General features: G+C 57.3%; 25 protein-coding genes. 10 read left to right on the top strand and 15 right to left on the bottom strand.

Features of this window, described 5'->3' with window-relative positions; translation table 11 throughout:
• Positions 1-31: 31 nt before the first annotated feature.
• From G6L01_RS12695 to ruvC, 13 genes are all read right to left on the bottom strand, one after another.
• Entirely contained in the window at positions 32-1,201 is a 1,170-nt protein-coding gene (locus G6L01_RS12695) for a cell envelope integrity TolA family protein (RefSeq protein ID WP_071206551.1), read from the bottom strand.
• Positions 1,202-1,210: 9 nt separating this feature from the next.
• Entirely contained in the window at positions 1,211-1,669 is a 459-nt protein-coding gene (gene tolR / locus G6L01_RS12690; RefSeq protein WP_015917019.1) for a protein TolR, read from the bottom strand.
• Positions 1,670-1,718: 49 nt separating this feature from the next.
• A complete protein-coding gene (gene tolQ / locus G6L01_RS12685) occupies positions 1,719-2,438 on the bottom strand; it encodes a protein TolQ (RefSeq protein ID WP_015917018.1) in 720 nt (239 codons plus the stop codon).
• A 473-nt stretch (positions 2,439-2,911) separates the two neighbouring features.
• Positions 2,912-3,361 carry a tol-pal system-associated acyl-CoA thioesterase gene (ybgC, locus tag G6L01_RS12680; protein ID WP_070166695.1) on the bottom strand — a complete coding sequence of 150 codons (450 nt, stop codon included), beginning with the start codon at positions 3,359-3,361 and terminating at the stop codon, positions 2,912-2,914.
• Positions 3,362-3,372: 11 nt separating this feature from the next.
• Positions 3,373-3,933 carry a DinB family protein gene (locus G6L01_RS12675; protein WP_070166694.1) on the bottom strand — a complete coding sequence of 187 codons (561 nt, stop codon included), beginning with the start codon at positions 3,931-3,933 and terminating at the stop codon, positions 3,373-3,375.
• On the bottom strand, positions 3,923-4,432 hold the full coding sequence (locus tag G6L01_RS12670) for an NUDIX hydrolase (protein WP_070166693.1): 510 nt from the start codon (positions 4,430-4,432) through the stop codon (positions 3,923-3,925). The genes G6L01_RS12675 and G6L01_RS12670 overlap by 11 nt, the downstream gene beginning before the upstream one ends.
• Positions 4,429-4,887, bottom strand: coding sequence for an NUDIX hydrolase (locus G6L01_RS12665; RefSeq protein ID WP_234892030.1), 459 nt, complete (start codon positions 4,885-4,887; stop codon positions 4,429-4,431). The genes G6L01_RS12670 and G6L01_RS12665 overlap by 4 nt, the downstream gene beginning before the upstream one ends.
• A 49-nt stretch (positions 4,888-4,936) precedes the next feature.
• Positions 4,937-5,827, bottom strand: a complete 891-nt coding sequence (locus G6L01_RS12660) for a metallophosphoesterase (RefSeq protein WP_070166691.1) — start codon at positions 5,825-5,827, stop codon at positions 4,937-4,939.
• Positions 5,824-6,867 carry a Holliday junction branch migration DNA helicase RuvB gene (ruvB, locus tag G6L01_RS12655; protein WP_015917012.1) on the bottom strand — a complete coding sequence of 348 codons (1,044 nt, stop codon included), beginning with the start codon at positions 6,865-6,867 and terminating at the stop codon, positions 5,824-5,826. Before ruvB ends, G6L01_RS12660 begins: the two co-directional genes overlap by 4 nt.
• Positions 6,864-7,262 carry a type II toxin-antitoxin system VapC family toxin gene (locus G6L01_RS12650; RefSeq protein ID WP_070166690.1) on the bottom strand — a complete coding sequence of 133 codons (399 nt, stop codon included), beginning with the start codon at positions 7,260-7,262 and terminating at the stop codon, positions 6,864-6,866. Before G6L01_RS12650 ends, ruvB begins: the two co-directional genes overlap by 4 nt.
• Positions 7,259-7,519 carry an AbrB/MazE/SpoVT family DNA-binding domain-containing protein gene (locus G6L01_RS12645; protein WP_060718209.1) on the bottom strand — a complete coding sequence of 87 codons (261 nt, stop codon included), beginning with the start codon at positions 7,517-7,519 and terminating at the stop codon, positions 7,259-7,261. The genes G6L01_RS12650 and G6L01_RS12645 overlap by 4 nt, the downstream gene beginning before the upstream one ends.
• Positions 7,520-7,588: 69 nt before the next feature.
• A complete protein-coding gene (gene ruvA, locus G6L01_RS12640; protein WP_015917010.1) occupies positions 7,589-8,206 on the bottom strand; it encodes a Holliday junction branch migration protein RuvA in 618 nt (205 codons plus the stop codon).
• 25 nt (positions 8,207-8,231) lie between these two features.
• Positions 8,232-8,741 (bottom strand): crossover junction endodeoxyribonuclease RuvC, encoded by a 510-nt coding sequence (gene ruvC / locus G6L01_RS12635; RefSeq protein ID WP_070166689.1) that lies wholly within the window; start codon positions 8,739-8,741, stop codon positions 8,232-8,234.
• Positions 8,742-8,946: 205 nt separating this feature from the next.
• Here ruvC and G6L01_RS12630 point away from each other — a divergent pair, with 205 nt between their 5' ends.
• The 3 genes from G6L01_RS12630 to olsE all read left to right on the top strand — a co-directional run bounded on the left by G6L01_RS12630 (position 8,947) and on the right by olsE (position 12,153).
• Positions 8,947-9,963, top strand: a complete 1,017-nt coding sequence (locus G6L01_RS12630) for an LLM class flavin-dependent oxidoreductase (protein WP_070166688.1) — start codon at positions 8,947-8,949, stop codon at positions 9,961-9,963.
• 137 nt (positions 9,964-10,100) lie between these two features.
• Positions 10,101-10,919 carry an outer membrane protein gene (locus G6L01_RS12625; protein ID WP_070166986.1) on the top strand — a complete coding sequence of 273 codons (819 nt, stop codon included), beginning with the start codon at positions 10,101-10,103 and terminating at the stop codon, positions 10,917-10,919.
• A 247-nt stretch (positions 10,920-11,166) separates the two neighbouring features.
• Positions 11,167-12,153 (top strand): ornithine lipid hydroxylase OlsE, encoded by a 987-nt coding sequence (olsE, locus tag G6L01_RS12620; RefSeq protein WP_070166687.1) that lies wholly within the window; start codon positions 11,167-11,169, stop codon positions 12,151-12,153.
• On the opposite strand, the gene G6L01_RS12615 is transcribed toward olsE, so the two are convergent.
• A complete protein-coding gene (locus G6L01_RS12615; RefSeq protein WP_070166686.1) occupies positions 12,090-12,680 on the bottom strand; it encodes a DoxX family protein in 591 nt (196 codons plus the stop codon). The genes olsE and G6L01_RS12615 overlap by 64 nt on opposite strands.
• 295 nt (positions 12,681-12,975) lie before the next feature.
• On the opposite strand from G6L01_RS12615, the gene G6L01_RS12610 reads away from it, so the two are divergent.
• From G6L01_RS12610 to G6L01_RS12580, 7 genes are all read left to right on the top strand, one after another.
• Entirely contained in the window at positions 12,976-14,154 is a 1,179-nt protein-coding gene (locus G6L01_RS12610; RefSeq protein ID WP_070166685.1) for a phosphoserine transaminase, read from the top strand.
• An 80-nt stretch (positions 14,155-14,234) separates the two neighbouring features.
• Positions 14,235-15,830, top strand: coding sequence for a phosphoglycerate dehydrogenase (gene serA / locus G6L01_RS12605; RefSeq protein WP_071206553.1), 1,596 nt, complete (start codon positions 14,235-14,237; stop codon positions 15,828-15,830).
• A gap of 171 nt (positions 15,831-16,001) precedes the next feature.
• Positions 16,002-17,417 (top strand): PI-PLC domain-containing protein, encoded by a 1,416-nt coding sequence (locus G6L01_RS12600; RefSeq protein WP_070166683.1) that lies wholly within the window; start codon positions 16,002-16,004, stop codon positions 17,415-17,417.
• 180 nt (positions 17,418-17,597) lie between these two features.
• A complete protein-coding gene (locus G6L01_RS12595) occupies positions 17,598-19,016 on the top strand; it encodes a cytochrome ubiquinol oxidase subunit I (RefSeq protein WP_070166682.1) in 1,419 nt (472 codons plus the stop codon).
• Complete coding sequence (gene cydB / locus G6L01_RS12590; RefSeq protein ID WP_070166681.1) at positions 19,006-20,010, top strand: cytochrome d ubiquinol oxidase subunit II; 1,005 nt, start codon at positions 19,006-19,008, stop codon at positions 20,008-20,010. The genes G6L01_RS12595 and cydB overlap by 11 nt, the downstream gene beginning before the upstream one ends.
• The gene (locus G6L01_RS12585) at positions 20,010-20,144 is read left to right on the top strand and encodes a DUF2474 domain-containing protein (RefSeq protein WP_139190353.1); all 135 of its coding nucleotides are present in this window, start codon (positions 20,010-20,012) and stop codon (positions 20,142-20,144) included. The genes cydB and G6L01_RS12585 overlap by 1 nt, the downstream gene beginning before the upstream one ends.
• A 117-nt stretch (positions 20,145-20,261) precedes the next feature.
• The gene (locus G6L01_RS12580) at positions 20,262-21,263 is read left to right on the top strand and encodes a Tim44 domain-containing protein (protein WP_070166680.1); all 1,002 of its coding nucleotides are present in this window, start codon (positions 20,262-20,264) and stop codon (positions 21,261-21,263) included.
• A 482-nt stretch (positions 21,264-21,745) separates the two neighbouring features.
• Here G6L01_RS12580 and G6L01_RS12575 read toward each other — a convergent pair whose 3' ends face one another.
• Positions 21,746-22,321, bottom strand: a complete 576-nt coding sequence (locus tag G6L01_RS12575) for a transglycosylase SLT domain-containing protein (protein WP_070149850.1) — start codon at positions 22,319-22,321, stop codon at positions 21,746-21,748.
• Positions 22,322-22,451 lie beyond the last annotated feature (130 nt).

The following is a 22,451-nucleotide window of genomic DNA, read 5'->3' as shown; positions in this document are numbered from 1 at the left end:
TACATGAATTCGTGTGGGCATGAATTCGCTTTTACATGAATTCGCTTGGATCGAAGTTGACGACAACCTCTGACCAGGCATCGTATTTTTCAACGGGCAGGTTCTTGAACGGCACGGATTTCAGAATGGCGCGACGCGCACTTGAGATCATCACCTGTTGGGCGCTGGGCGATCCACCGGTCGCCGTCACTTCCGGCTCGCCGATCAGATTGCCGCTCTCGTCCAGTTTGAAATGGGCGCGAATCACCATGCCCTGGGCATCGCCCATGCCTGACAGCACTGACCAGTTGTTCTGGATTGCGCCGCGCAGGGCGTCCATTTCACTCTGGCTGAGTGTCGAGCCGCCCGTGGTCTTCTTGCCGCCCAGCGCCGCCTGTTCGGTGGAGCGCTTGGCGCCGCCACCGGCTGCATCGGTTTTGTTGAGCAGAGCGGCGATCTCATCGGCGTTGAAATCGCTTTCCTTGGACGATTTCGCCTTGGCCGCCTGCTGGTTCTTGTCAGCCTTCTTTACATCAGGCGCCTTGGCGGCCTCGGTCTTTGGCTTGGCTTCCGTCGGCTTCGGCTCAGGCGTCTTGGTCTCCGCAGGCTTTGGCGGCTCCGGCTTTGGCTTGGACGCGGGCAGGGGAACGCTGGTCGGCAGCGGAATGTCTTCGGCTTTTGCGACTTCCTGCGGCTTGGCTTCCGGCTTCGGCTCGGGCTTGGCCTCCGGCTTTGGCGGCTCTGGCTTCGGCGGTTCAGGCTTTGGCTCGGGCGTCGGGGTCGGCACGTCCTTCGGCAGGGGCACGGCTTCCTTGGACGGGGCTACCGCCGTTTCTTCCTTGGCAATTTCCTTGACGTCATTAGTTTCGTTGTCCTGCGTCGGCAGGACCTTGTCGACCTTTTCAGGAGCTGCTGCGGTTTCCTGCTGCGACGGCTTTTTCGACGGTGTCGGCGGGGTCTTCATGTCGACTTCGTTGTCGCCCATGTTTTCCGCGTTCTGAACGGTGCTCGGCTTCTTGGTCGGGGTGGGTGCCGATTTTTCACGCTTCGGCGCTTTTTTATCACCCTGCTGGATCTGGGTCAGTTCGGAGATCGGCACGATATCGACGGGCAGGGCCTCGACATCGGCGACTTGCATGGGCGCAGGCGCGCTGATCGTCACCAGCGCCATGGCCAGCAGCGTTGCGTGCAAAATCGCAGATGTGACGAGACTGCCTTTCATTTCGAAAGATCACTTGTCCTGTTCTTGCAGGGTCACAAGGCCGATATTCTTGTAGCCAGCCGAAGAAATGCGCGCCATGACCTTCATGACCGTGCCATAGGCAGCAGCCGTGTCGCCGCGCACATAAATGCGTTCGTTGTAACCCGTGGTGGCAATAGCTTGAAGCTTGGGAACGATTTCCTCAAGCGGGATCGGGCTTTCCTGCAAATAGATTTCGCCAGCCGGATTGACCGAAATGGTGATTGGCTGCGTATCGGAATTCATGGCGCTGGCCTGGGTTTCCGGCAGGTCAATCGGCACGCCAACCGTCATCATTGGTGCCGCCACCATGAAGATGATCAACAGCACCAGCATGACGTCGACGAGCGGCGTGACGTTGATTTCGCTGACGGGACCGCGCTTGCCGCCCCGGCGCCTGCTGCCGCGACGGCCACCGCCACCTCCATTTGCTCCTACCGACATGCCCATCTGATCAATTCCTTTCGCCGACCTTGCCCAGTCGTTCTAGACTGGAGCCTTATTCCGCCGCTTGGCGAGGCTGGAGCTTCTCATCGATCTGTCGCGACAGTATGGCGGAAAACTCGTCGGCAAAGCCTTCCATGCGCGAGGACAGCTTGCCCGCTTCGCCGGAAAATTTATTGTAGGCGATGACCGCTGGAATAGCGGCGACCAGACCGATGGCCGTTGCCAGCAGCGCCTCGGCGATACCGGGGGCGACCACTGCCAGATTGGTGGATTTCGAACCGGCAATCGCCTGGAACGAAGTCATGATACCGATAACCGTGCCGAACAGGCCGATGAAGGGACCAGCCGAACCGATGGTGGCCAGCGAGCCAAGACGGGCTTCGAAATGTTCGGCCTCGCGCGCCATGGTGACATCCATCGAACGGTCGATACGCATCTGCAAGCCGATGGGCGAACGCGCGCCGCGCTCAAAGCTCTTCTTCCACTCCCGCATGGCGGAGACGAAAATAGCCGCAAGCCCGGTATTGTTGCGCTCGGCCAGCGTGCGATACAGTTCTTCCAGCGACTGCCCGGACCAGAACACCTGTTCGAACTGGTCGAACTGGCGGCGCGCCTTGGCGAAGCTGACATATTTGTCGATGACGATTGCCCAGGTCCAGACGGAGGCGCCCAGAAGCCCGATCATCACGATTTTCACGACCCAGCCTGCCTGCATGAACAGGGCCCAAAGGCTCACGTCGTGGCTTGCGGCTGCCAATCCTACTTGTTCCATCGCTACCGTTCCCAAAATCCAGACGCCCGGACGTAAAGAGACCGGGCGGATTTACAGCGTTGTTTGCGCATCACGCGGGCTTGCGCAAACAACGCTGTAACAAATTCGTTTTTCTATGCAATCATATCTGCACTACCAGGCAGTGTGATCGATCATGCACTTGTATGACTGATGTGCCGATAGGCGCGGTGGCGTTTCATCAACGCGATCCGCCATCCCCAAAGCACCCAGCTTGCCTTTTTGCCGCTAAATTTGGTCAAAGGAAGGCGTGCGGCGCACAAAGCACCGCAAGGTTAGTAAGACATCATTATTGTTAACGATAGGTTATCATAGCCTGTCCAATAATCGCCGCTGGCCGCCTGCAAATGGCAATTTCTGTGCTTGCCTGATGCGTCAACATTTTAGAACGAAAACCGCTTCGGCTCTCGAAATCACCATTTTCGCCAGGCCAGTAGCAATTCTTGACCGGACTGTCAGCCAGGGGTGAAGCCGAGGAACTTCTCGGCAATCGTCTCGGGGAGACGGCGCGGGCGTCCAAATTTGTTAACGACGGCAATCACCACTTTTGCTTCAATCAACCTGCGGTCACCACTGTTGATGGTTTGCCGCAGCACCATCTTGGCGCCTCCGGCCTTTTCGGTGACGGTCTCGATAACAAGGATATCATCCATTCGCGCCGGGCTTTTGAAATCCAGCTCCATGCGATGCACAACGAAAACCAGCCCTTCCTCGTCGGCATTGATCAACTCGCTCTGTTCGCAGCCCAGGCAGCGCAGATAATCGGTGCGTCCGCGCTCAAGGAAATGCAGATAGCGGGCGTGATAGACCAGACCGGAAAAATCCGTGTCCTCATAATAGACCCTCTGGACGAGACGATGGCCGCCTTCGATCAGCTGGCCGGAAATGGAAAATTCATGGGTCATAGTTTGCCTTTTCAATGACCGAGATCGGCTTCGGTCCAACCCAGCTTTCGCATATCATCGGCTCGGTCGCGGAAATCCGTTGCCGTTATGAACTCGTCGAGCTGGGGCGGCTTGACACTGGTTCCAGCCAGCATGGCATGGACCTGACCGCGATGATGGGTTTGATGGTGGAACAGATGGAAGAGAAGATCGTCACACCGTTCAATTTGCAGCCTCGTCTCGCGATGTACTGTGACGTCTTTGGCAAGCGCGTCAGCGGTGAGGGCATCGCATAGACTTAGAAGACGCTGATCAACAGCGGATTGGGCCTTGTGCAAGGCGTCGACCGTTTCAAAAGGCTCTTCATTGTCAAAGGCCGCCGGACCAAGCGTGCCACCTTCCAAGGCATCCACATAGAACCAATCGACGGTCAAAATGTGATTGAGGGTTGCCTTAATGGAGGGGAAGAAGCTGGTGCGCGGCGCTTCAAACTCACCCGGTTGAAGCTGCGCGCAGGCACCCAGCAATCTCGCATTGGCCAAGGTATTGTTGCGGGCCATCTTGCGAAAGATACGGCAGGGATCAATGGTCATTGCTGTCCTCATCCACAATCAAGTGTTCTGCACGCTCTGGCAACTGCCCCATATAATTGCCCAGAAAGGCTGGCCGGATATCAAAAGCTGCAAAACCCGCTGCCGTTGCTGGCACCCAGCGAAAGAGCACCTCGGTGGGACCATCCATCACGCGATGGACAATATCATCGAGATGGAAGGGCAGGGGCACATCCATGCCCAGGAGATAGTAAAACCCTAGTTCGTGGGCGCGGTAATCATCAAAAGAAAAGAAAAGCTCAGTCGTGAACAGCAGGCGCTCGACGCGCACAGTGCGGTCGATTTCCTCCTGCATTTCGCGGATAATCGTCTGCTCGCTGCTTTCACCAATTTCGGCCCGGCCTCCCGGCAAGGCCCAATAGCTTTCATTGACGCTTCTTTGCACCAGCAGATGATCGTTTTGCAGGATCACGCCCGCCACCCGGAAGGTAAACAATTGCGGCTTTTTATCCAGCCGGATCATGTGGCGTTCAACGGTCATTTGTCGTCCAGATTGCTATCGTTCCACGCCAGATGGCGTGAGGTTCGGGGCAGGTTTTCAATCTCGTCGGCAATGAAATAGGGTGGAATATCCAGTGCGGTCAACGCCTCTTTGGTGGCGCGTGCCCATTTGAATTCCAGCGCGTTCTTTCCATCCTGGATGCGGTGAATGATGTCCTTCTCGTGGAAGGGCACGGTGTCTGGCAGGTGCATCAGATAATAATAGCCCAGTTCGTGCCAGTCGCGGCCTTCGTAGTGGAAGAAGTTTTCGACGCTCCACAACAGCCTGTCGATCCTGGCCTCGACACCGAGTTCCTCGGCCATTTCCCTCTTCAATGTTTCCTGCGAGGTCTCGCCGATTTCGGCGCGTCCTCCGGGAAAGGTCCAGAATTTTTCATGCACGGCGCGATGCACCAGCACATGGCCATTGCGAAAAGCCAAGCCCGCAATGCGCATCTGGAAGATGCGGCTCTGCTGTTTGATGCGGATGCGGTTGTCCGGTTGTTTAGCCAAGATCGATCACCAATATTTCCGGCGGTGAGCCGAACCGGATCGGTGCGACAGAACAGCCAAGCCCGCCCGAGACGATGATATTGCGGCCATTTTCCTCGCGATGGCCATAGACATAGCGCGAGCCGAAGCGCGACGGCACGACCGGCGTCCAGCCGAACAGATTGACCTGCCCGCCATGGGTATGGCCCGAAAGCGTCAGCGAGACCCGATCCGGCACGCTTGGAAAAATATCCGGTTCATGGGCCAGCAGGATGACCGGGGCATTGTCCGTCACTTTGGCCAGCGTGCCGGGTAGATCGTCGAGACCGCGCATCCGGTGATTGCCGGTGAGATAGGCCCATTGGTCTTCCAGCCCGGCCACCCAGAAAGGCTGATCGCCTGACCCCAGCCGCACCGCGCTGTTGGACATGGCATTGATTCCGACGGACCGCAGCGCCCGATGGGCCATGGTTTCTGGCAAGCGTTGCAACTGCGCCTCGCTATCTTGCCACCAATCATGATTTCCGCAGACGGCATGCACGCCATAGGGTGCTTTCAGCACGGAGAGCGCCTTGGACCATTGTTCCGGCGGCACCACGCCGGTCACCAGTTTCATGCCGGACATGTAATCGCCCAGCAGCAGGATGACATCGCCGCCCAGTGTATTGGCATGTTCGCAGATCCTGGCGATCCGCTCAGCCGGCATCCAGGGCTCACAGGCATGGAAATCGGCGAGCGCGACAATCCGCAGGCTTTGGCCCTTCGGCCAGCCGGGCGGGGAGAGTTTATAGCGCGTGGTTTCCAGCCGCAGCAACGGCTCCACCGCCCCGGCATAGCCGCCAAGCGACAGAATGCCGGCGGCGGTGCCTGCCAGCAGCTTGAAAAACGTCCGTCTGGTTATCAATCGTCATCCTCAAGGGTCAGGCGGAACTGCGCGGCCTCCATGTCTTTCGGCGGCATCAGGCCCAGATGTTTCCAGGCAATCGCTGTCAGAACGCGGCCACGTGGCGTGCGCTGGATGAAACCCTGCTGGATCATATAGGGCTCGATAATATCCTCGATGGCGTCGCGTGGTTCGGACAGGCCCGCGGCAATGGTTTCGATGCCGACTGGACCCCCGCCAAAATTGACGGCAATCATGGTCAAATAACGGGTGTCGAGCTGATCGAGGCCCATATTATCCACTAACAACCGCGTGAGCGCCTCATCGGCGATCTCGCGGGTGACGGCGGGGGCACGGGCAACTTCGGCAAAATCGCGAACCCGGCGCAGCAACCGCCCGGCAATGCGCGGCGTGCCGCGCGCGCGCCGGGCAATTTCGCGCGCTCCGTCATCGGTCATGCCAAGCCCCATCAGACGCGCGCCGCGCCGCACGATCAGTTCAAGCTCCTCGACCGTATAGAAGGACAGCCGCACCGGAATGCCGAACCGGTCGCGCAAGGGGGTGGTCAACAGGCCAAGCCGGGTGGTGGCGGCGACCAGGGTGAATTTGGAAAGGTCGATTTTCACCGAGCGGGCCGCCGGGCCTTCGCCGATGATCAGGTCAAGCTGGAAATCCTCCATGGCCGGATAGAGGATTTCCTCCACCGCCGGGCTGAGGCGATGGATTTCATCGATAAACAGCACGTCGCGCTCTTCCAGATTGGTGAGGAGGGCGGCGAGATCCCCCGCCTTGGCGATCACAGGGCCTGACGTCGAACGGAAATTGACACCGAGTTCCTTGGCCATGATCTGCGCCAGCGTCGTCTTGCCGAGGCCGGGCGGGCCGACGAACAGCACATGATCCAGCGCTTCGCCCCGGTTCTTGGCGGCTTCGATGAAGATCTTCAGATTGGCACGGGCCTCCGCCTGGCCGGTGAAGTCGTCCAGCGTCTGCGGCCTGAGCGCCGAATCAACGTCTTCGCCGCGCTTTTCCGGGGTGAGAACAGGGTTTTGAGCGCTCATGCGAGGAGTTCCATATGGGGGACGGTTCGTGCGGCTTTCCGGTCGAATGTCATGGTCGTCCGGCACCCAAGCTCCCTGTTCTTGAGAGCAATGAAAATATCGGCAAATTCCTCGCTGCTGCGATCCATTTCATCCAATGTCAGTTCTATGACATTTTCGTCTTCAAGCACGAGATTTTCAGAATCGAGAAATCCGGATAGGATGATCTTCAATTCTTCTTTTGACATCTTGACCTGCCGACGTGCCGTCCAGATGAATTCCAGCAAAACCGCGCTATTGACGAAGCCGGGTTGGTCCTGGGTCAGGCTGTCGGCCAGTGCAAGCGCCTGTTTGGTTTGAATGTCATCGTCCTGCATGGTGAGACGCAGCAGAATATTGGTGTCGATGCCGATCATTCTCGGCCCATCACGTGGTCCACGATGGCGTCACCGATCGCCTCATCCATCTCTTCAATCGTCAGGGTGGGCATGCCTGGACGATGCAGGATACCAGCCAGATCGATCAACCGCTTGTTCTTGGCTTTCAGCGTGACCTCACCGTTTTTCACCACGTAGCGAATCCGGTCGCCGGGCTTCAGCTTCAACAGCTCCCTGATTTCGGCTGGGACCGTGGTTTGACCCTTGGAGGTCATGGTTGCGTAGAAGACGTTCATGCTGACCCTCCCGGTCTAAATTTCCTTACTTTTTGACAATAGTAAGGAATTCCGCCAAAAGCAAGGAAATCACCGCGATAGCTCCTTCAAGCCCAGCCGGATCAGCTTGGCACTGTCTGCACCTTCACCGCCATTTTTCAAGGCGGCGGCGATGGCATTGGCGGCCTGGTCGCGGGAATAGCCAAGATTGGTCAGGGCTGACACCGCATCGGAAACCGGGGCGGAGGCAACGCCTTCGCCCAGTTCCTGCTTGAGGCCGATGGCACTTCCGGCATCCCCAGTGAAGGCCGGAGCCTTATTTTTCAATTCGGTAACGAGGCGCAGCGCCACTTTAGGGCCGACACCAGGGGCTCTGGCAATGGCGGGTTTGTCCTGAAGGGCAATGGCATTGGCCAGTTCCGAGGGGGTGAGGGTGGCCAAAATCGCCAGCGCCACCTTGGCACCGACGCCCTGCACGCTTTGCAGGAGATTAAACCATTCCCGCTCCAGCGCGCTCATGAAGCCGAACAATTTCAGCTGGTCCTCGCGCACATAGGTCTCAATGAACAGCACGATGGCTTCGCCGGGCGAGCCCAGCCGCGCCAGGGTGCGTGACGAACAATGAGCGACGTAACAGACGCCGTGCACATCGACCAGCACATGGTCGTCGCCGATCTCGTCAATGGTGCCTTTGAGCTTGCCAATCATATGCCATATCCAATGAAAAGAGTGATTATCCCGCCAGCGCCCGGCGCATCCGTTCACCACCGCGATTATGCGCGTGACAGATGGCGATGGCCAAGGCATCGGCTGCATCATTGCCCTTGAATTCGGCCTTCGGCATCAGGATCTTCAGCATCATATGGATCTGCTGCTTATCGCCATGGCCGACGCCGATCACCGCTTTTTTCACTGCATTCGGGGCATATTCCGCCACCGGCAATCCGGCACGGGCAGGCACCAGCATGGCAATTCCACGCGCCTGGCCAAGCTTCAGTGTGGCGACCGCGTCCTTATTGACGAAAGTCTGTTCCACCGCTGCTTCATCCGGCTGGTGAAGATGCACCACATCGGCCAGTCCATCATGCAGCTGGCACAGTCTGGAAGCCAGATCCATATCGCCATCGGACATGACTGTACCGGATGCGATAAAGCGCAGCGAATTGCCCAATGTCTCGATAACGCCCCAGCCGGTGCGGCGCAGGCCAGGATCGATACCGATAATGCGAATCGCGCTTGTCATGGAAAAATCCTAATCCTTTTGGCGCCAGATGTGCCAGCAAAAAGTGAACAAAACAAAAACATTCGCTGTGGATTGGGCGTCGGCGTGCTCACCTTCCCAAAGCCTGTTCCGCAAAGATGTGATCGAACCTTTCCTGTGAAGGCCTCTGGTATTGGCATTAGGACTACATAAATAAAGTCATATCCTCTCATCTGGAGCGCGCTTTATGACTTCTGGAAAAACCGTGCCAATTTCCATTTTGGACCTTTCGCCTATCGCAGAAGGGCAGAGCGTGTCGGATGCGCTTTCGGCCTCGCGGCGCATGGCCGTTGCGGCTGAAGAGCATGGTTACACGCGGTTCTGGCTGGCCGAACATCACGGCATGCCGGGCATTGCCAGCGCGGCGACCTCAATTGTCATTGCCCATGTCGGGGCGGCAACCAAACGGATTCGCATCGGCTCCGGCGGCATCATGCTGCCCAATCATTCGCCGATGGTGATTGCCGAGCAATTTGGCACGCTTTCGGCGCTGTTTCCGGGCCGGGTCGATCTGGGTCTCGGACGGGCGCCCGGCACCGATATGCGCACAGCCCGCGCCTTGCGCCGCAATATGGAAGCGGGCGTGGATAACTTCCCCCAGGATATTCAGGAGCTGCAATTGCTGCTGGGACCGCCGGTTGGCGATGGCAGCCTGATGGCGGTTCCCGGTGTGAATAGCGATGTGGCGGTGTGGTTGCTTGGCTCCAGTCTTTATAGTGCCCATCTGGCGGCGGCGCTGGGTCTGCCTTATGCCTTTGCGTCGCATTTCGCTCCCGATCAACTGTTTGAGGCGATTTCGATCTACCGTGATCGGTTCCAGCCATCCGAGACCCTCGACAAGCCCTATATGATCGTCGGCGTGATGGGCGCGGTCGCTGAAACGGATCAGGAGGCGCGGCGTCTGTTTACCTCCGCCCAGCAGCAATTCATCAACCTGCGGCGCAATGTGCGCAGCCAGTTTCCTCGCCCGGTCGAGACCATGGAAGGGCTGTGGAGTGAGATGGAACGCTTCGGCGTGGAGCATACGCTGCAACATGCCGTGGTTGGCGGCCCGGCGACAGCGGCAGAAAAGCTGTCCCGCTTCCTGAAAAATACCGGGGCAGATGAAGTGATTGTCTCCATGCCAATCCACGATATCGAGGCACGGTTGACATCGGTTCGGCTGTTTGCCGATTTGCAGCGTCAGGCCTGCGAGGCGGCGTGACGGGCTGAAAAACGGCGAAATGCGATCCCGGCATGGTTAAGCAACAGGCTTAATGAGGTCTTAACCTTTGCCCTTCATTATCCAAGGTTGAAACCTGGGGCGTGGCCCCGTTATCCTTTGATTTTGGGGCCTTTCTCATGAAAAGACATCTATTGGCATTGTTTGCCGCCGGCATTCTGGCCGGTCCGGTAAGCGCCGCCGACGTCTATCAGCCGGAACCGCCGCTGCAGGACGCTCCCGAAGTGCGGGTTGCCGATACGTCCGGCTGGTATCTGCGTGGCGATATAGGCTATTCCTTCAACCAGCTGCGCGGCGCCAAATTCTACCAGGGTTCCAACGCCAATCAGGCCAATTTCGACCGGCATGATCTTGATAACAGCTACACGCTGGGCGCCGGTGTCGGATACCAGATCAATAGTCATCTGCGCACCGATGTGACCTTCGACTATCTCGGCAAGTCGGATTTCACCGGCTCGACCCGTGGGTCCTGCGGTGTGTCAAGCGCCTGTACCTCGCGTGACCTGTCCTCCTTGCAGGCCTATACGCTGATGGCCAATGCCTATGTGGATCTCGGCACCTACGCCTCGTTCACGCCCTATGTCGGCGCGGGTATCGGCGGGTCCTACGTCAAATGGGACAAGCTGAAAAACACCTCCTGCGCCGATGACGGCAGTGGTTGCGATGGCAGCGAAGAGCATGGGGGCCGGGGTAGCTGGCGCTTTGCCTATCAGCTGATGGTTGGCACCTCCATCGATCTCACCTGCGACTGGAAGGCCGATATCGGCTATCGCTTCCGCCAGACGACGGGTGGTAGCATGTTCGGCTACAAGGCCAATGGCGGTCCTGGCAGTGACAAGGGTTTCTACAGCCACGATCTGCATGTCGGCGCTCGCTACCAGTTCGGCGGCTGCCCGACGCCGGTTGCCTATGAGCCGCCCCCTCTCGTCTATAAGTGACCGGGCTTAACGGCTGCGCATGCCTGCTGGTCTGGAGAAGACCGGTTCGATTTTGAAAAGCCGCCGTGCGTTCGAAAGGACGCACGGATTTTTGTTGTCATCCATAACCTTCTGCCCCCTTGCATTTCCAACAAGGTCCCATAAAGCTAACGGCACAGGAACGGCTGCTTGGCGAAGGATCTCGTCCGTCAATGGGCTTTTCTGCCCGGATTTACATCACCACTGTCAATCTTTTTGAACGGTCAAAATGAAAATACTCGCTTCCTTCCTGGTATGGCCGGGCGTGTTTGTGTTCGGGCTGACGGGCTCCTATTTCGCTTTTTCCAGTTCTCATCCGCTGCTTGGCTTCGTTGCCGTCTATCTCTGTGCTTTCGGTCTTCTGGCGCTCAGCGAGCGGTTCCTGCCGTATGAGCCGACCTGGCTGGAAGGCGATGGCGAGACCGTCAACGATGTCGCCCATACACTGTTGACCAAGGGCCTGGTCGAATTTCTATCGGGCCTGACGGTGATTTTCCCGATGGCCGCCGCCCACGTGCTGCAACCGCTGACGGCGTTGGAATTCCACCTTTGGCCGACGGGTCTGCCGATGGTTTTGCAGGTCGTTCTGGGGCTTATTGTTGCTGAATTCGGTCTTTACTGGGCGCACAGGATTGCCCATGAACGACTGTTCTTCTGGCGGTTCCATGCGCTTCACCACAGCGTTGCCAGGCTTTGGGTGGTCAATACCGGGCGTTTCCATGTGATGGATTCACTGTTCAAGGTGGCACTCAGCCAATTGCCGCTCTACCTGCTCGGGGCGCCCGTCGCCGTCTTTCTCTGGGTCGGTGCGGCCACCGCGTTCATCGGCATCCTCACTCATTGCAATGTCGCAGTGCGTACCGGCATTCTCGACTATGTGTTCAGCACGCCGCGCCTGCATCGCTGGCACCATTCGAAGATTTTGCGTGAAGGCAATACCAATTACGGCGAGAACCTGGTGCTCTTCGATCAGATATTCGGGACCTATTACAATCCCGAACACGGACCCAGCACCAATATCGGCATCAGCGGCACGGTGGCCAAGGGCTTTGTCGGCCAATTGGCCCAGCCCTTCACGGCGAAGGGCCAGCGGCAGATTCTCGGAGCTCGGCCGGTCGAGGAGGGCGCGCTCGCACCCTCCGATGTCATTGCTCAGAATTCGCGCTTGACCAATGCCCTGTCCACCGACAGCGCCCCGCCACCAAAGGCTGCATAAAACAGCGCGCCGCCGGTCCAGAACAGCGAGGCAAGTTCGGCTTTGGTCTGCACCTGTTCCAGGAAGGTGGTGCCGCCATCGGCAAGCCGCTTGACGGCCTCTGGGGTGAACAACGTGGCGCCGCTTTTAAGGGCATCAATGCCCTCTTGCGTCAAGAATGCATGCCCGTAGGGGAACTTGATGTGAAACCACAGGGTGATGGCCAGCATGATGCCATTGGCGAGCGCGACTGGCCGTGTGAAAAGCCCGATCATGATCAGGAAGCCGCCGAAAAACTGCATGGCAGCCAACATCGGTGACCAGAGCCAGCCGGGATAGAATCCGAGATTCTGCACGAAACCGATTTGTGCCATGGGCGCCATGATTTTCGGATAGCCCTCAATGACAAGCATGGCGCCGATGGCGACCCGGAAAGCGGTGAAGGCCAGGGGTTCGGCAAATCCCTGATAGAATTTTTCCATGACCGGCAGGAACAGCCGGGTTTTCGCCGATTTGCCGGGTGTGGAATACAGTGTTTCCATTGTCATAGCCAACCTCAATAGTTTCATATTGCGTATAGGCTGATGTTGCATGGGTCCGGCTGGCGGCTATTGATCTCGGTCAATAAAGTTCACGCAATCCGGGCGTGATCACCGGCTGTTGCGCGTCTTTCGGGCAGAAACCCAGCCTTTCGACGGGCCCGCTTTGTGGAGGATTTGGGGCGGCGGATTGTCGCTGTCGGGCCGATAAAAGTTGCTTGACGAAAATCGTGAACTCGATTAGGAACGACGGCGGGACACCTCTCCCCAACGAGAGGCCATATACCTGGAAGGGTAGTTTGCTATGGTTGATATTACTGCACCCGCCGTACGTACGGAAAATGCTAATTTTTCGTCTGGCCCATGCTCGAAGCGCCCCGGTTGGGCACTCGATGCACTCAGCGATGCCCCGCTCGGTCGTTCGCACCGCGCCAAGGTTGGCAAAGACAAGCTGAAGCTGGCCATTGACCTTACCCGTGAAATTCTCAATGTTCCCTCCGATTACCGCATTGGTATCGTTCCCGCATCCGACACCGGCGCTGTTGAAATGGCGCTCTGGTCCTTGCTGGGTGAGCGCGGCGTGGACATGCTGTCCTGGGAAAGCTTTGGCGCTGGCTGGGTGACCGATGTGGTCAAGCAGCTCAAGCTTGCTGACGTTCGCAAGTTCAATGCCGATTACGGCCTGTTGCCAAACCTCGCAGATGTCGATTTCGACCGCGATGTGGTCTTCACATGGAACGGCACCACCTCTGGCGTTCGCGTTCCCAATGCTGATTTCATCCCGGCTGACCGCAAGGGCCTGACCATCTGCGATGCGACCTCTGCTGCGTTTGCTCAAGCCATGGATTTCTCCAAGCTCGACGTTGTCACCTTCTCCTGGCAGAAGGTTCTGGGCGGCGAGGGCGGTCACGGCATGTTGATCCTCAGCCCCCGCGCTGTTGAGCGTCTTCAGACTTACGCACCGGCTTGGCCACTGCCAAAGATTTTCCGCCTGACCTCTGGCGGCAAGCTGATTGAAGGCATCTTCAAGGGCGAAACCATCAACACCCCATCGATGCTCTGCGTTGAAGATTATCTGGATGCGCTGAACTGGGCGAAGTCGATCGGTGGTCTGGACGCGCTGATTGCCCGTGCTGATGCGAATGCCAAGGTGATCTTCGATTTCGTGGCTGCGAATGACTGGATCGCCAACCTTGCGCAGGTTGACGAGACCCGCTCCAACACTTCGGTATGCCTGACCATTGCTGATCCTGAGGTTTTGGCGCTGCCCGCTGAAGAGCAGGCCGCGTTTGCCAAGGGCATTGCAACGCTTTTGGAAAAGCAGGGCGTCGCCTATGACATCGGTGCTTACCGCGATGCGCCTGCTGGCCTTCGCATCTGGGCCGGTGCAACCATTGAGACCGCCGACATGCAGGCTTTGATGCCGTGGTTGACCTGGGCTTACCAGACCCAGAAGGCAACCCTTGCCAAGGCTGCTGCTTAAGTCTTATCGGCCTCGCAATGATGCGAGGCCTACTTCCCATTCATGCTCGTTAAAAACGAACTCTTTTAGGAGGCCTCGTCATGGCACCTCGCGTTCTCGTCTCTGATGAATTGTCAGAAACCGCCGTCCAGATTTTCCGCGATCGCGGCGTTGAAGTGGATTTCCAGCCGCAGCTCGGCAAGGATAAAGACAAATTGGCCGAAATCATCGGCAATTACGATGGTCTGGCCATCCGTTCGGCCACCAAGGCCACGGAAAAGCTGATTGCTGCTGCCACTAATCTCAAGGTTATCGGCCGCGCCGGTATCGGCGTCGATAACGTTGATATTCCGGCTGCCTCGCGCCGTGGTATCATTGTGATGAACACGCCTTTCGGCAATTCCATCACCACGGCTGAACACGCCATTGCGCTGATGTTCGCCGTTGCCCGCCAGCTGCCTGCTGCTGATGCCTCCACGCAGGCTGGCAAGTGGGAAAAGTCGAAGTTCATGGGTGTTGAAATCACCGGCAAGGTGCTGGGTGTGATCGGCGCTGGCAACATTGGCGGTATCGTCTGCAAGAAGGCCATCGGCCTAGGCATGCATGTCATCGCTTACGACCCCTTCCTGTCGGCAGAACGCGCCCAGGAAATGGGCGTGAAAAAGGTTGAGCTGGACGAGCTGCTGGCCCAGGCCGACTTCATCACCCTGCACGTGCCAATGACCGATAAGACTCGCGGCATTCTCGGCAAGGAAAATCTTGCCAAGACCAAGCCCGGCGTTCGCATCATCAACTGCGCCCGTGGTGGTCTGGTGGATGAGGCCGCTTTGGCCGAAGCCATCAAGTCTGGCCATGTTGCCGGTGCCGGTTTCGACGTGTTCGAAGTCGAGCCTGCCAAGGAAAGCCCACTGTTTGGCCTGCCAAACGTCGTCTGCACCCCGCATCTGGGCGCATCCACCACGGAAGCGCAGGAAAATGTTGCCCTTCAGGTGGCCGAGCAGATGTCGGACTATCTGGTCAACGGCGCCGTTTCCAACGCCATCAACATGCCTTCGATTACTGCCGAAGAAGCTCCGCTTTTGAAGCCGTTCATTCGGTTGGCTGATGTTCTCGGCGCTTTCGTCGGCCAGGTCACCGATGGTGCCATCAAGGAAATCGAAATCCTCTATGATGGCCAGACGGCCACCATGAACACCAAGGCGCTGACGTCTGCGCTGCTGGCCGGGCTGATCCGGGCGCAGGTTTCGGATGTCAACATGGTGTCCGCACCGATCATGATCAAGGAAAAGGGCATTGTCCTGTCTGAAGTCAAACGCGACAAGACCGGCGTTTACGATGGCTATATCAAGCTGACGGTGACGACTGAGCGCCAGACCCGCTCGATTGCAGGAACAGTGTTCTCGGATGGCAAGCCACGCTTCATCCAGATCAAAGGCATCAACCTCGACGCCGATGTTGGTCCGCACATGATCTACATTTCGAACACCGACGTTCCCGGCATGATTGGCTTCATGGGCACCACGCTCGGCAATGCTGGCGTTAATATCGCCAACTTCCAGCTGGGCCGCGAAAAAGAATCCGGCGACGCGATTGCGCTGCTGTATGTCGATGGCCCGGTCGAACAGGCTGTTCTCGATCAGCTGACGGCCAATGCGGCAATCAAGCAGGCTCGGCTTCTGACGTTTGCAGTCGAATAAGCTTCTTCACATTCCAAAAGTGAAACCGGCGAGGGGCATCCTCGCCGGTTTTTGCATTTTTTACAATTTAAGATTACATTTATGTTGTCTTTTAAATCAATATAGATTTTAGATTCCGATGACTATCAGAGGTTTTTGAGTGTTTCTTATTTTCAATCTTAAGGATCTATCATGCAATATCATGACAACGACGTCTTCTTTTCGCTTGCCGGAGGCTATCGGCTTATCAGCGGTTCCTATCTGATTAATGAGTTTTCGATAACGGATGGCCAGGATCCGGATAAGCATATTCAGAACGGTTTACTGGTGACGTGTGGCGCTGATGGTAAATTCACGTTCAATGTTGGCCGCAAAGGGTCGGAAACCGTTGCCAAGTGGTTTAATTCTCGTATTCCAGCCAACTCAACGACGTTCGGTCATGCGGCAGGCGATCTGAATTTTGCATTTTTGGGCCAGTTGACACTGACGCTCACCAGTGGATCGCTTGGGGATCGTCAGCAGAGCTTTGTCTTTAACGACATTGCTCTTGCCCAGGGACATAGCGGCGCATCGAACAACTGGTGGTTTGGCGGTAAAACAGCGGCCTCTATCGGTAATAATCAGGTAAATGTTTCGGGAAGTGGCATTGCCGATATCCATTCTCCATTCACGTTCCTGCGCGGTGGCAATTCCGTCAGCGGTGTCGATGTTACGCCCGGCGTTCTGATCCCTACACAGGATTGGCTGGCGTATGTTGCTGCGGACACCCCCTTGAAACAGATCGTGATGCCGGGAAGCCATGACGCGGGCATGTCCCAGTTGTCGCATTGCAATCCGTTTGTCGGTGCGGAAGGCCCGACCAAGACTCAGGAACTTTCTGTCGGTGGGCAGCTTGCCAGCGGTTCGCGCTATTTTGATATCCGTGTCGATTATGATCACAGTGAGCTTGTAACCTATCACAGGTCCGGTGCGTTGGGCTGCAATGGTCAGTCACTGAAATCTGTTTTGGATGAAGCTAAGAGCTTTCTAAATGCCCATCCGACGGAATTTGCTATTTTGAAGTTTTCGCATATTCGCGATTATGATGGTCATAATCCGGCCGATACCCGCAAACGTATCAACGATTTGCTGAATTCCTATCAGGATATTTTATATAGCAATGGTGCGGCGACAATTAATATTGTCAATATAACCCTTGCGGCGGTCCGTGGCAAAATCATTGCCGTTTTTGACTATGGCGATTTTATCGATCCGGCCACCGGTCGTTTCCGTTACGAAGACGGCAATTCGGCTGTCAGTGGTGCCAATCTGACGGTCTATGATAATTACGCCAACACCAGTGACTACCAAACTATGCAACAGGATCAGCTTGCCAAATGGAGTGCTCATGGGGGACTCGGGCAGAATTTTCTGTTTTTGTTGTCTTGGACGCTGACCTCTGGTGGATTGGTCTCAGTTAAATCCCTGGCTGCTGAGGCTAATGGCCATCTGCCTGCCGTTCTTTCAAAACAAATCGTTAGCCTTGGCTGGAGTAAGCCAAATATCGTCTACATTGATTTTATTGATGAATATCTGAGTTCGAGTATTATTCAATATAACTTCTTATAGCGGTTGTCGTCCTCTCTCGGCCGGTGGGTTGAGAGCGGACATTCCGGCTTGTGTTTAAACTGATGAATGTCAAACTGTCGCATGACGTGTTGCCGCATTGATAAAGTGGTCAATCGGTCTACCTAGTCTTTTATCGATGTCCTAATGCCGTTTGGCCTGTGGACGGAAAGAGGTGGGGTCATGTTCGATCAATTCGATGCCGTTCTTCTCGCGCGTATGCAATTTGCCTTCACGGTTTCCTTCCACATTATCTTTCCAGCCTTTTCCATCGGGCTGGCCAGCTATCTGGCGGTGCTGAATGGCTTGTATCTCTGGACCAAAAAACAGGTCTATTTTGAGCTGTTCAATTTCTGGAAGACGATCTTTGCCGTCGCCTTCGGGATGGGCGTGGTGTCGGGCATCGTGATGTCCTATCAGTTCGGCACCAACTGGTCGGTGTTCTCTGACAAGGCCGGACCGGTGATTGGGCCGTTGATGGGCTATGAGGTGTTGACGGCTTTCTTCCTGGAAGCGGGTTTCCTGGGTGTGATGCTGTTCGGCTTGCACCGGGTCGGGCCAAAGCTGCATTTCTTCGCCACCTGCATGGTTGCCTTCGGCACGCTGATTTCGGCCACCTGGATTCTCGCTGTGAATTCCTGGATGCAAACGCCTGCTGGTTTCGGCATGAACGATAAAGGCCAGTTCATCCCGCTCGACTGGTGGGCGGTGATCTTCAATCCATCCTTCCCTTATCGCCTCGTGCATATGGTGCTGGCTGCCTATCTCACCACGGCGCTGGTGGTGGGGGCGGTGGGTGCCTGGCATCTGCTGCGCAAGACCGCGCCGCGCCGCGCTGGCAAGATGTTTTCGATGGCGATGGGCATGGTCGCCGTGGTTGCGCCGATCCAGATCCTGGCCGGTGATGCCCATGGGCTGAACACGCTGGAACATCAGCCGGTGAAGATCATGGCGATGGAAGGTCATTACGACAGCCATCCCGATGGTGCGCCGCTCATTCTGTTCGGCATTCCAAATCCCGCCGAAAAGCGGGTGGATTATGCCATTGAGGTCCCCAAACTCTCCAGCCTGATCCTCAAGCACGACCTCAATGCGCCAATGGCCGGACTGGATACGGTGCCGGATGAGCTGGAACCGCCGGTCGCGGTGATTTTCTGGTCGTTCCGCGTCATGGTTGGCCTGGGCTTTGCCATGCTGGGGCTGGGTCTATGGAGCCTCTGGGCGCGCTATCGCCGCACGCTCTACAGCAGTGATTGGCTGCACCGTGCCGCTTTTGCCATGGGACCTGCCGGTTTTATCGCGGTGCTGAGCGGCTGGATCACCACCGAGGTGGGTCGTCAGCCCTATACGATCTACGGTCATTTGCTGACGGCGCAGTCCCATTCCCCAATTGCAGCCCCTGCGGTTGCGGCATCGCTGATCGCCTTCATCATCGTCTATTTCTTCGTGTTCGGGGCCGGAACCTTCTACATTCTTCGGCTGATGGCGCGGCTGCCGCGCGATCCGACGCCGGAAATCGGCGATGCACCGCTGCGCAGCGCCGGGATCACGCCGGGGCCAGCCCACCACACCCAAGGCAAAGGAGGCTCCCATGCCCTTTGATTATGCGTTCCTCTGGGCCGCGATCATCGCCTTTGCGGTGCTGGCCTATGTCATTCTCGACGGTTTCGATCTGGGTGTCGGTCTGTTGTTTCCGTTCTTCAAGAGCGAGCATGACCGCGACCAGATGATGAATTCGGTGGCGCCTGTCTGGGATGGCAACGAGACCTGGCTGGTGCTGGGTGGCGGCGGGTTGATGGCGGTGTTTCCGCTGGCCTATGCCACCATCCTGCCCGCGCTTTACATGCCGATCATTCTCATGCTGCTCGGCCTGATCTTTCGCGGCGTGGCCTTTGAATACCGCTGGCGTACACGGCGCTGGAAAGGCGTTTGGGATATCGGCTTTACAGGTGGTTCGCTGGTGGCTGGCTTTTCGCAAGGTGTGGCGCTGGGCGCTTTGGTGCAGGGCATTCCGGTCGTTGACCGCGCCTATGCTGGTGGCTGGTGGGACTGGCTGACACCGTTTTCGATTGCAACAGGCGTCGCCCTGGTGTTCGGCTATACGCTGCTGGGCGCCACCTGGCTGGTGTTCAAGACGGTTGGGCCACTGCGCGCCCAGGCACAACGCTATGCGCTTGCCGCCGCCGTGCTGACGGTGGGGGCCATGGGCGTGTTCAGCCTGTGGACACCGTGGTTGAAGCCGCATTATCTTGACCGCTGGTTCACCTTTCCGACGGCGGTGTTTTCCGTCATCGTGCCAATTCTGGTGCTCGGTTGCCTCTATCTGGTGTTCAAGGGGCTGCGCGACGGTAAGGACTGGCTGCCCTTCGTCGCGTCGCTTGCGCTGTTCGTGCTTGGCTATGTTGGCATCGGCATCAGTTTCTATCCCTATATCGTCCCCACCTCGGTGACGATCTGGGAAGCGGCGGCGCCCGATACCAGCCTGAAATTCCTGTTGGTCGGGGCGGCTATTCTTGTGCCGATCATTCTGATCTATACGACCTATGCCTATTGGGTTTTCAGAGGCAAGATCGATCCGGAAGAAGGGTATCATTGATGGCGCAAGACATTGGGACAGAACCGAAATCCCTGAAACAGAAGATCCTGTGGTTTGCGATTTTCTGGATTGTTGGCGTGGCGGTGGTGGGCGCGGTTGCGGCCTCCATCCGGCTGGTGCTGATGCAATCATAGGGTTAGCCCGTTTTTTGCGATCCGGCCCTTAACATCAAGCAAGTCCATCGCCATATGGGCAAGGAAGGCTCATTTGGGCGCAACAGCCCGAAAGGGCAGGTTTGGAGAGAGGACGTCATGGGAAGAGCAGGCAGGATCATCGGCATCGTGGCAATCGGAGTGGCAGTAACCCTGTCAGCAGTCGATTTCGCGGAGGCCCGCCGGGCCGGAAGCTCCAGCAGTTTTGGCAGCCGTGGCGAGCGCACCTTTAGCGCCCCGCCCGCCACCAGCACGGCCCCAACGACGGCAGCCCCCATTCAGCGGAGCATGACGCCGAATAACGGCGCGACGACGCCCGGCATGCAGCAGCCCGCTTCGCGTGGCCTGTTCGGCGGCATGGCCGGTGGTTTGATGGGCGGCCTTTTGATGGGCGGTCTGTTCGGCATGTTGCTCGGCGGCGGCTTCGGCGGTGCGGCTGGCATGTTCGGCATGTTGTTCCAACTGCTGCTGATTGGCGGCTTGATTATGCTGGCCATGCGGTTCTTCAACCGCAATCGCACGGCATCCTCCTATGCCGGTCCGGCTTCGCGCAATGATATGTCGCAGCCGGGGAATGCTCCTCAAGGTTCGTCCGGGGGATCGCTTGGCGGTTTCGGTGGCTTCTCCATTCCGAAAATGGGATCTGGCGCTGCACTCGGTGCCACGCGCCCGGCCGTTTCAAAGGCTGGTAGCGATGATGTCGGCATCGGCCCCAAGGATCTGGAGATTTTCGAGAGCCTGCTGAAAGACATGCAGAAGGCCTATGCGGAAGAAGACTATTCGGCCCTGCGCCGGATCACCACGCCGGAAGCCATGTCCTATCTTGCCGAAGAGCTTGGTGAACATGCGACCAAGGGTGTCAAGAACGAGGTGCGCGATGTCCACCTCCTGCAAGGCGATCTGGCAGAAGCCTGGCGCGAAGGCACTATCGATTATGCCACGGTTGCCATGCGCTATGAAGCGATCGATGTGATGCGCGATCGCGCCACTGGCGCTGTGGTGGATGGCGACCCTGATCATCCGCAGCAGTCGGTGGAAGTCTGGACCTTCGTGCGCCGTCCCGGTTCGGGCTGGAGCATCTCGGCAATCCAGTCGGCTTGAGACGAACGAGCAAGCGGCAATAACCAAGAATGATGAATAGCCTCCGGTCGCAAGATCGGGGGCTTTTTCATGCACGGTATTTGACTGTCCTGCTCTCTGATCAATTCTCCTGGGAATTAAGCAGATGATATAAAAGGCTGAAGCGGACCCGTATGCGCGCGCACGGCACAGGGCGTTCGTCAGTACAATCTTTCCATGGAATCAATTGTTTGTTTGCGCCACCTCTTCCTGATCCACCTCGGGGGAGATCGGCGACGGGATGGGCATGTCATGTCACATTCACGCTTTGAAGATATCGGAAATCGCAATGTTGTCCGTTGAAGCGGATGGCTACGCCTGTCCGATCTCCCCCATGAGGGGGAAATGCCCGGCAGGGTAGAGGGGGGTAAGCGGCACATAAAACCGTCTGGCCGTCCCCCATTTTACACGCAGTGCGATCCCGAACGTATTCTCTAGAACACTTGCGGGTATAACGCCAAGCCTCACGGGCAGCGGCGCAGCTGCTGCTCATAAACGGCTGTTATAGCAGCAAAGCGTTTGGCACCGGCCAAGGCCTCGGGCCGGGCGCGGTAAGCGCCTCGACGGTAGCCGTCCTGGCCGGAATGGTAGGCCAGATAGATGTTATAGGGACTGCTGAAGGGGATGCCGTTGCGCAGGTGGCTCTGGTAGTGGTACCAGCCGATGAAGCGGACGGCGTCGCCGAAATTGGTGCGCCGGGCAAGGTAACGACCCGTTTCACGCTGATAGCGGTCCCAGGTGCCGTCCAATGCCTGCGAATAGCCATAGGCAGTCGAGATCCGCTTCCATGGAATGAAGCCGAGAATGTAGCGCCTGGGTGGCCGGGCGCGGGCGCGGAAGCTGGATTCGGTATAGATGGTGGCCAGCAGAATTGGTACCGGAACGCCGTATTCGCGCTCCACCGAGCGGGCGGCGCGTTTCCAGTTTTCAAAGGCACCATCCTTCTGCTCGAAGATCGCGCAGGCGTTGCGGATCTGGCTGGGCGGCCGGGCGCAGCTTGCCAAAGCCAGCAAGAGGGCGATGATGAGGATTCTACGCATTACAATAATACCTCTTCTATCACCCCTCATTGTATTCGCTAAAATTTAACGAAAAGTTTTCATTTCATTTACCGGGGGTAGTCATGGGTTTTGGCCTGCAACCTTTGTTGTTGCAGCATGAGACAGTCGG

Source organism: Agrobacterium vitis (genome assembly GCF_013337045.2).
Taxonomy (GTDB): Bacteria; Pseudomonadota; Alphaproteobacteria; order Rhizobiales; family Rhizobiaceae; genus Allorhizobium; species Allorhizobium vitis_B.
The sequence above is the reverse complement of the archived record's forward strand: the minus strand, read 5'-3'. Positions and strand labels throughout refer to the sequence as shown.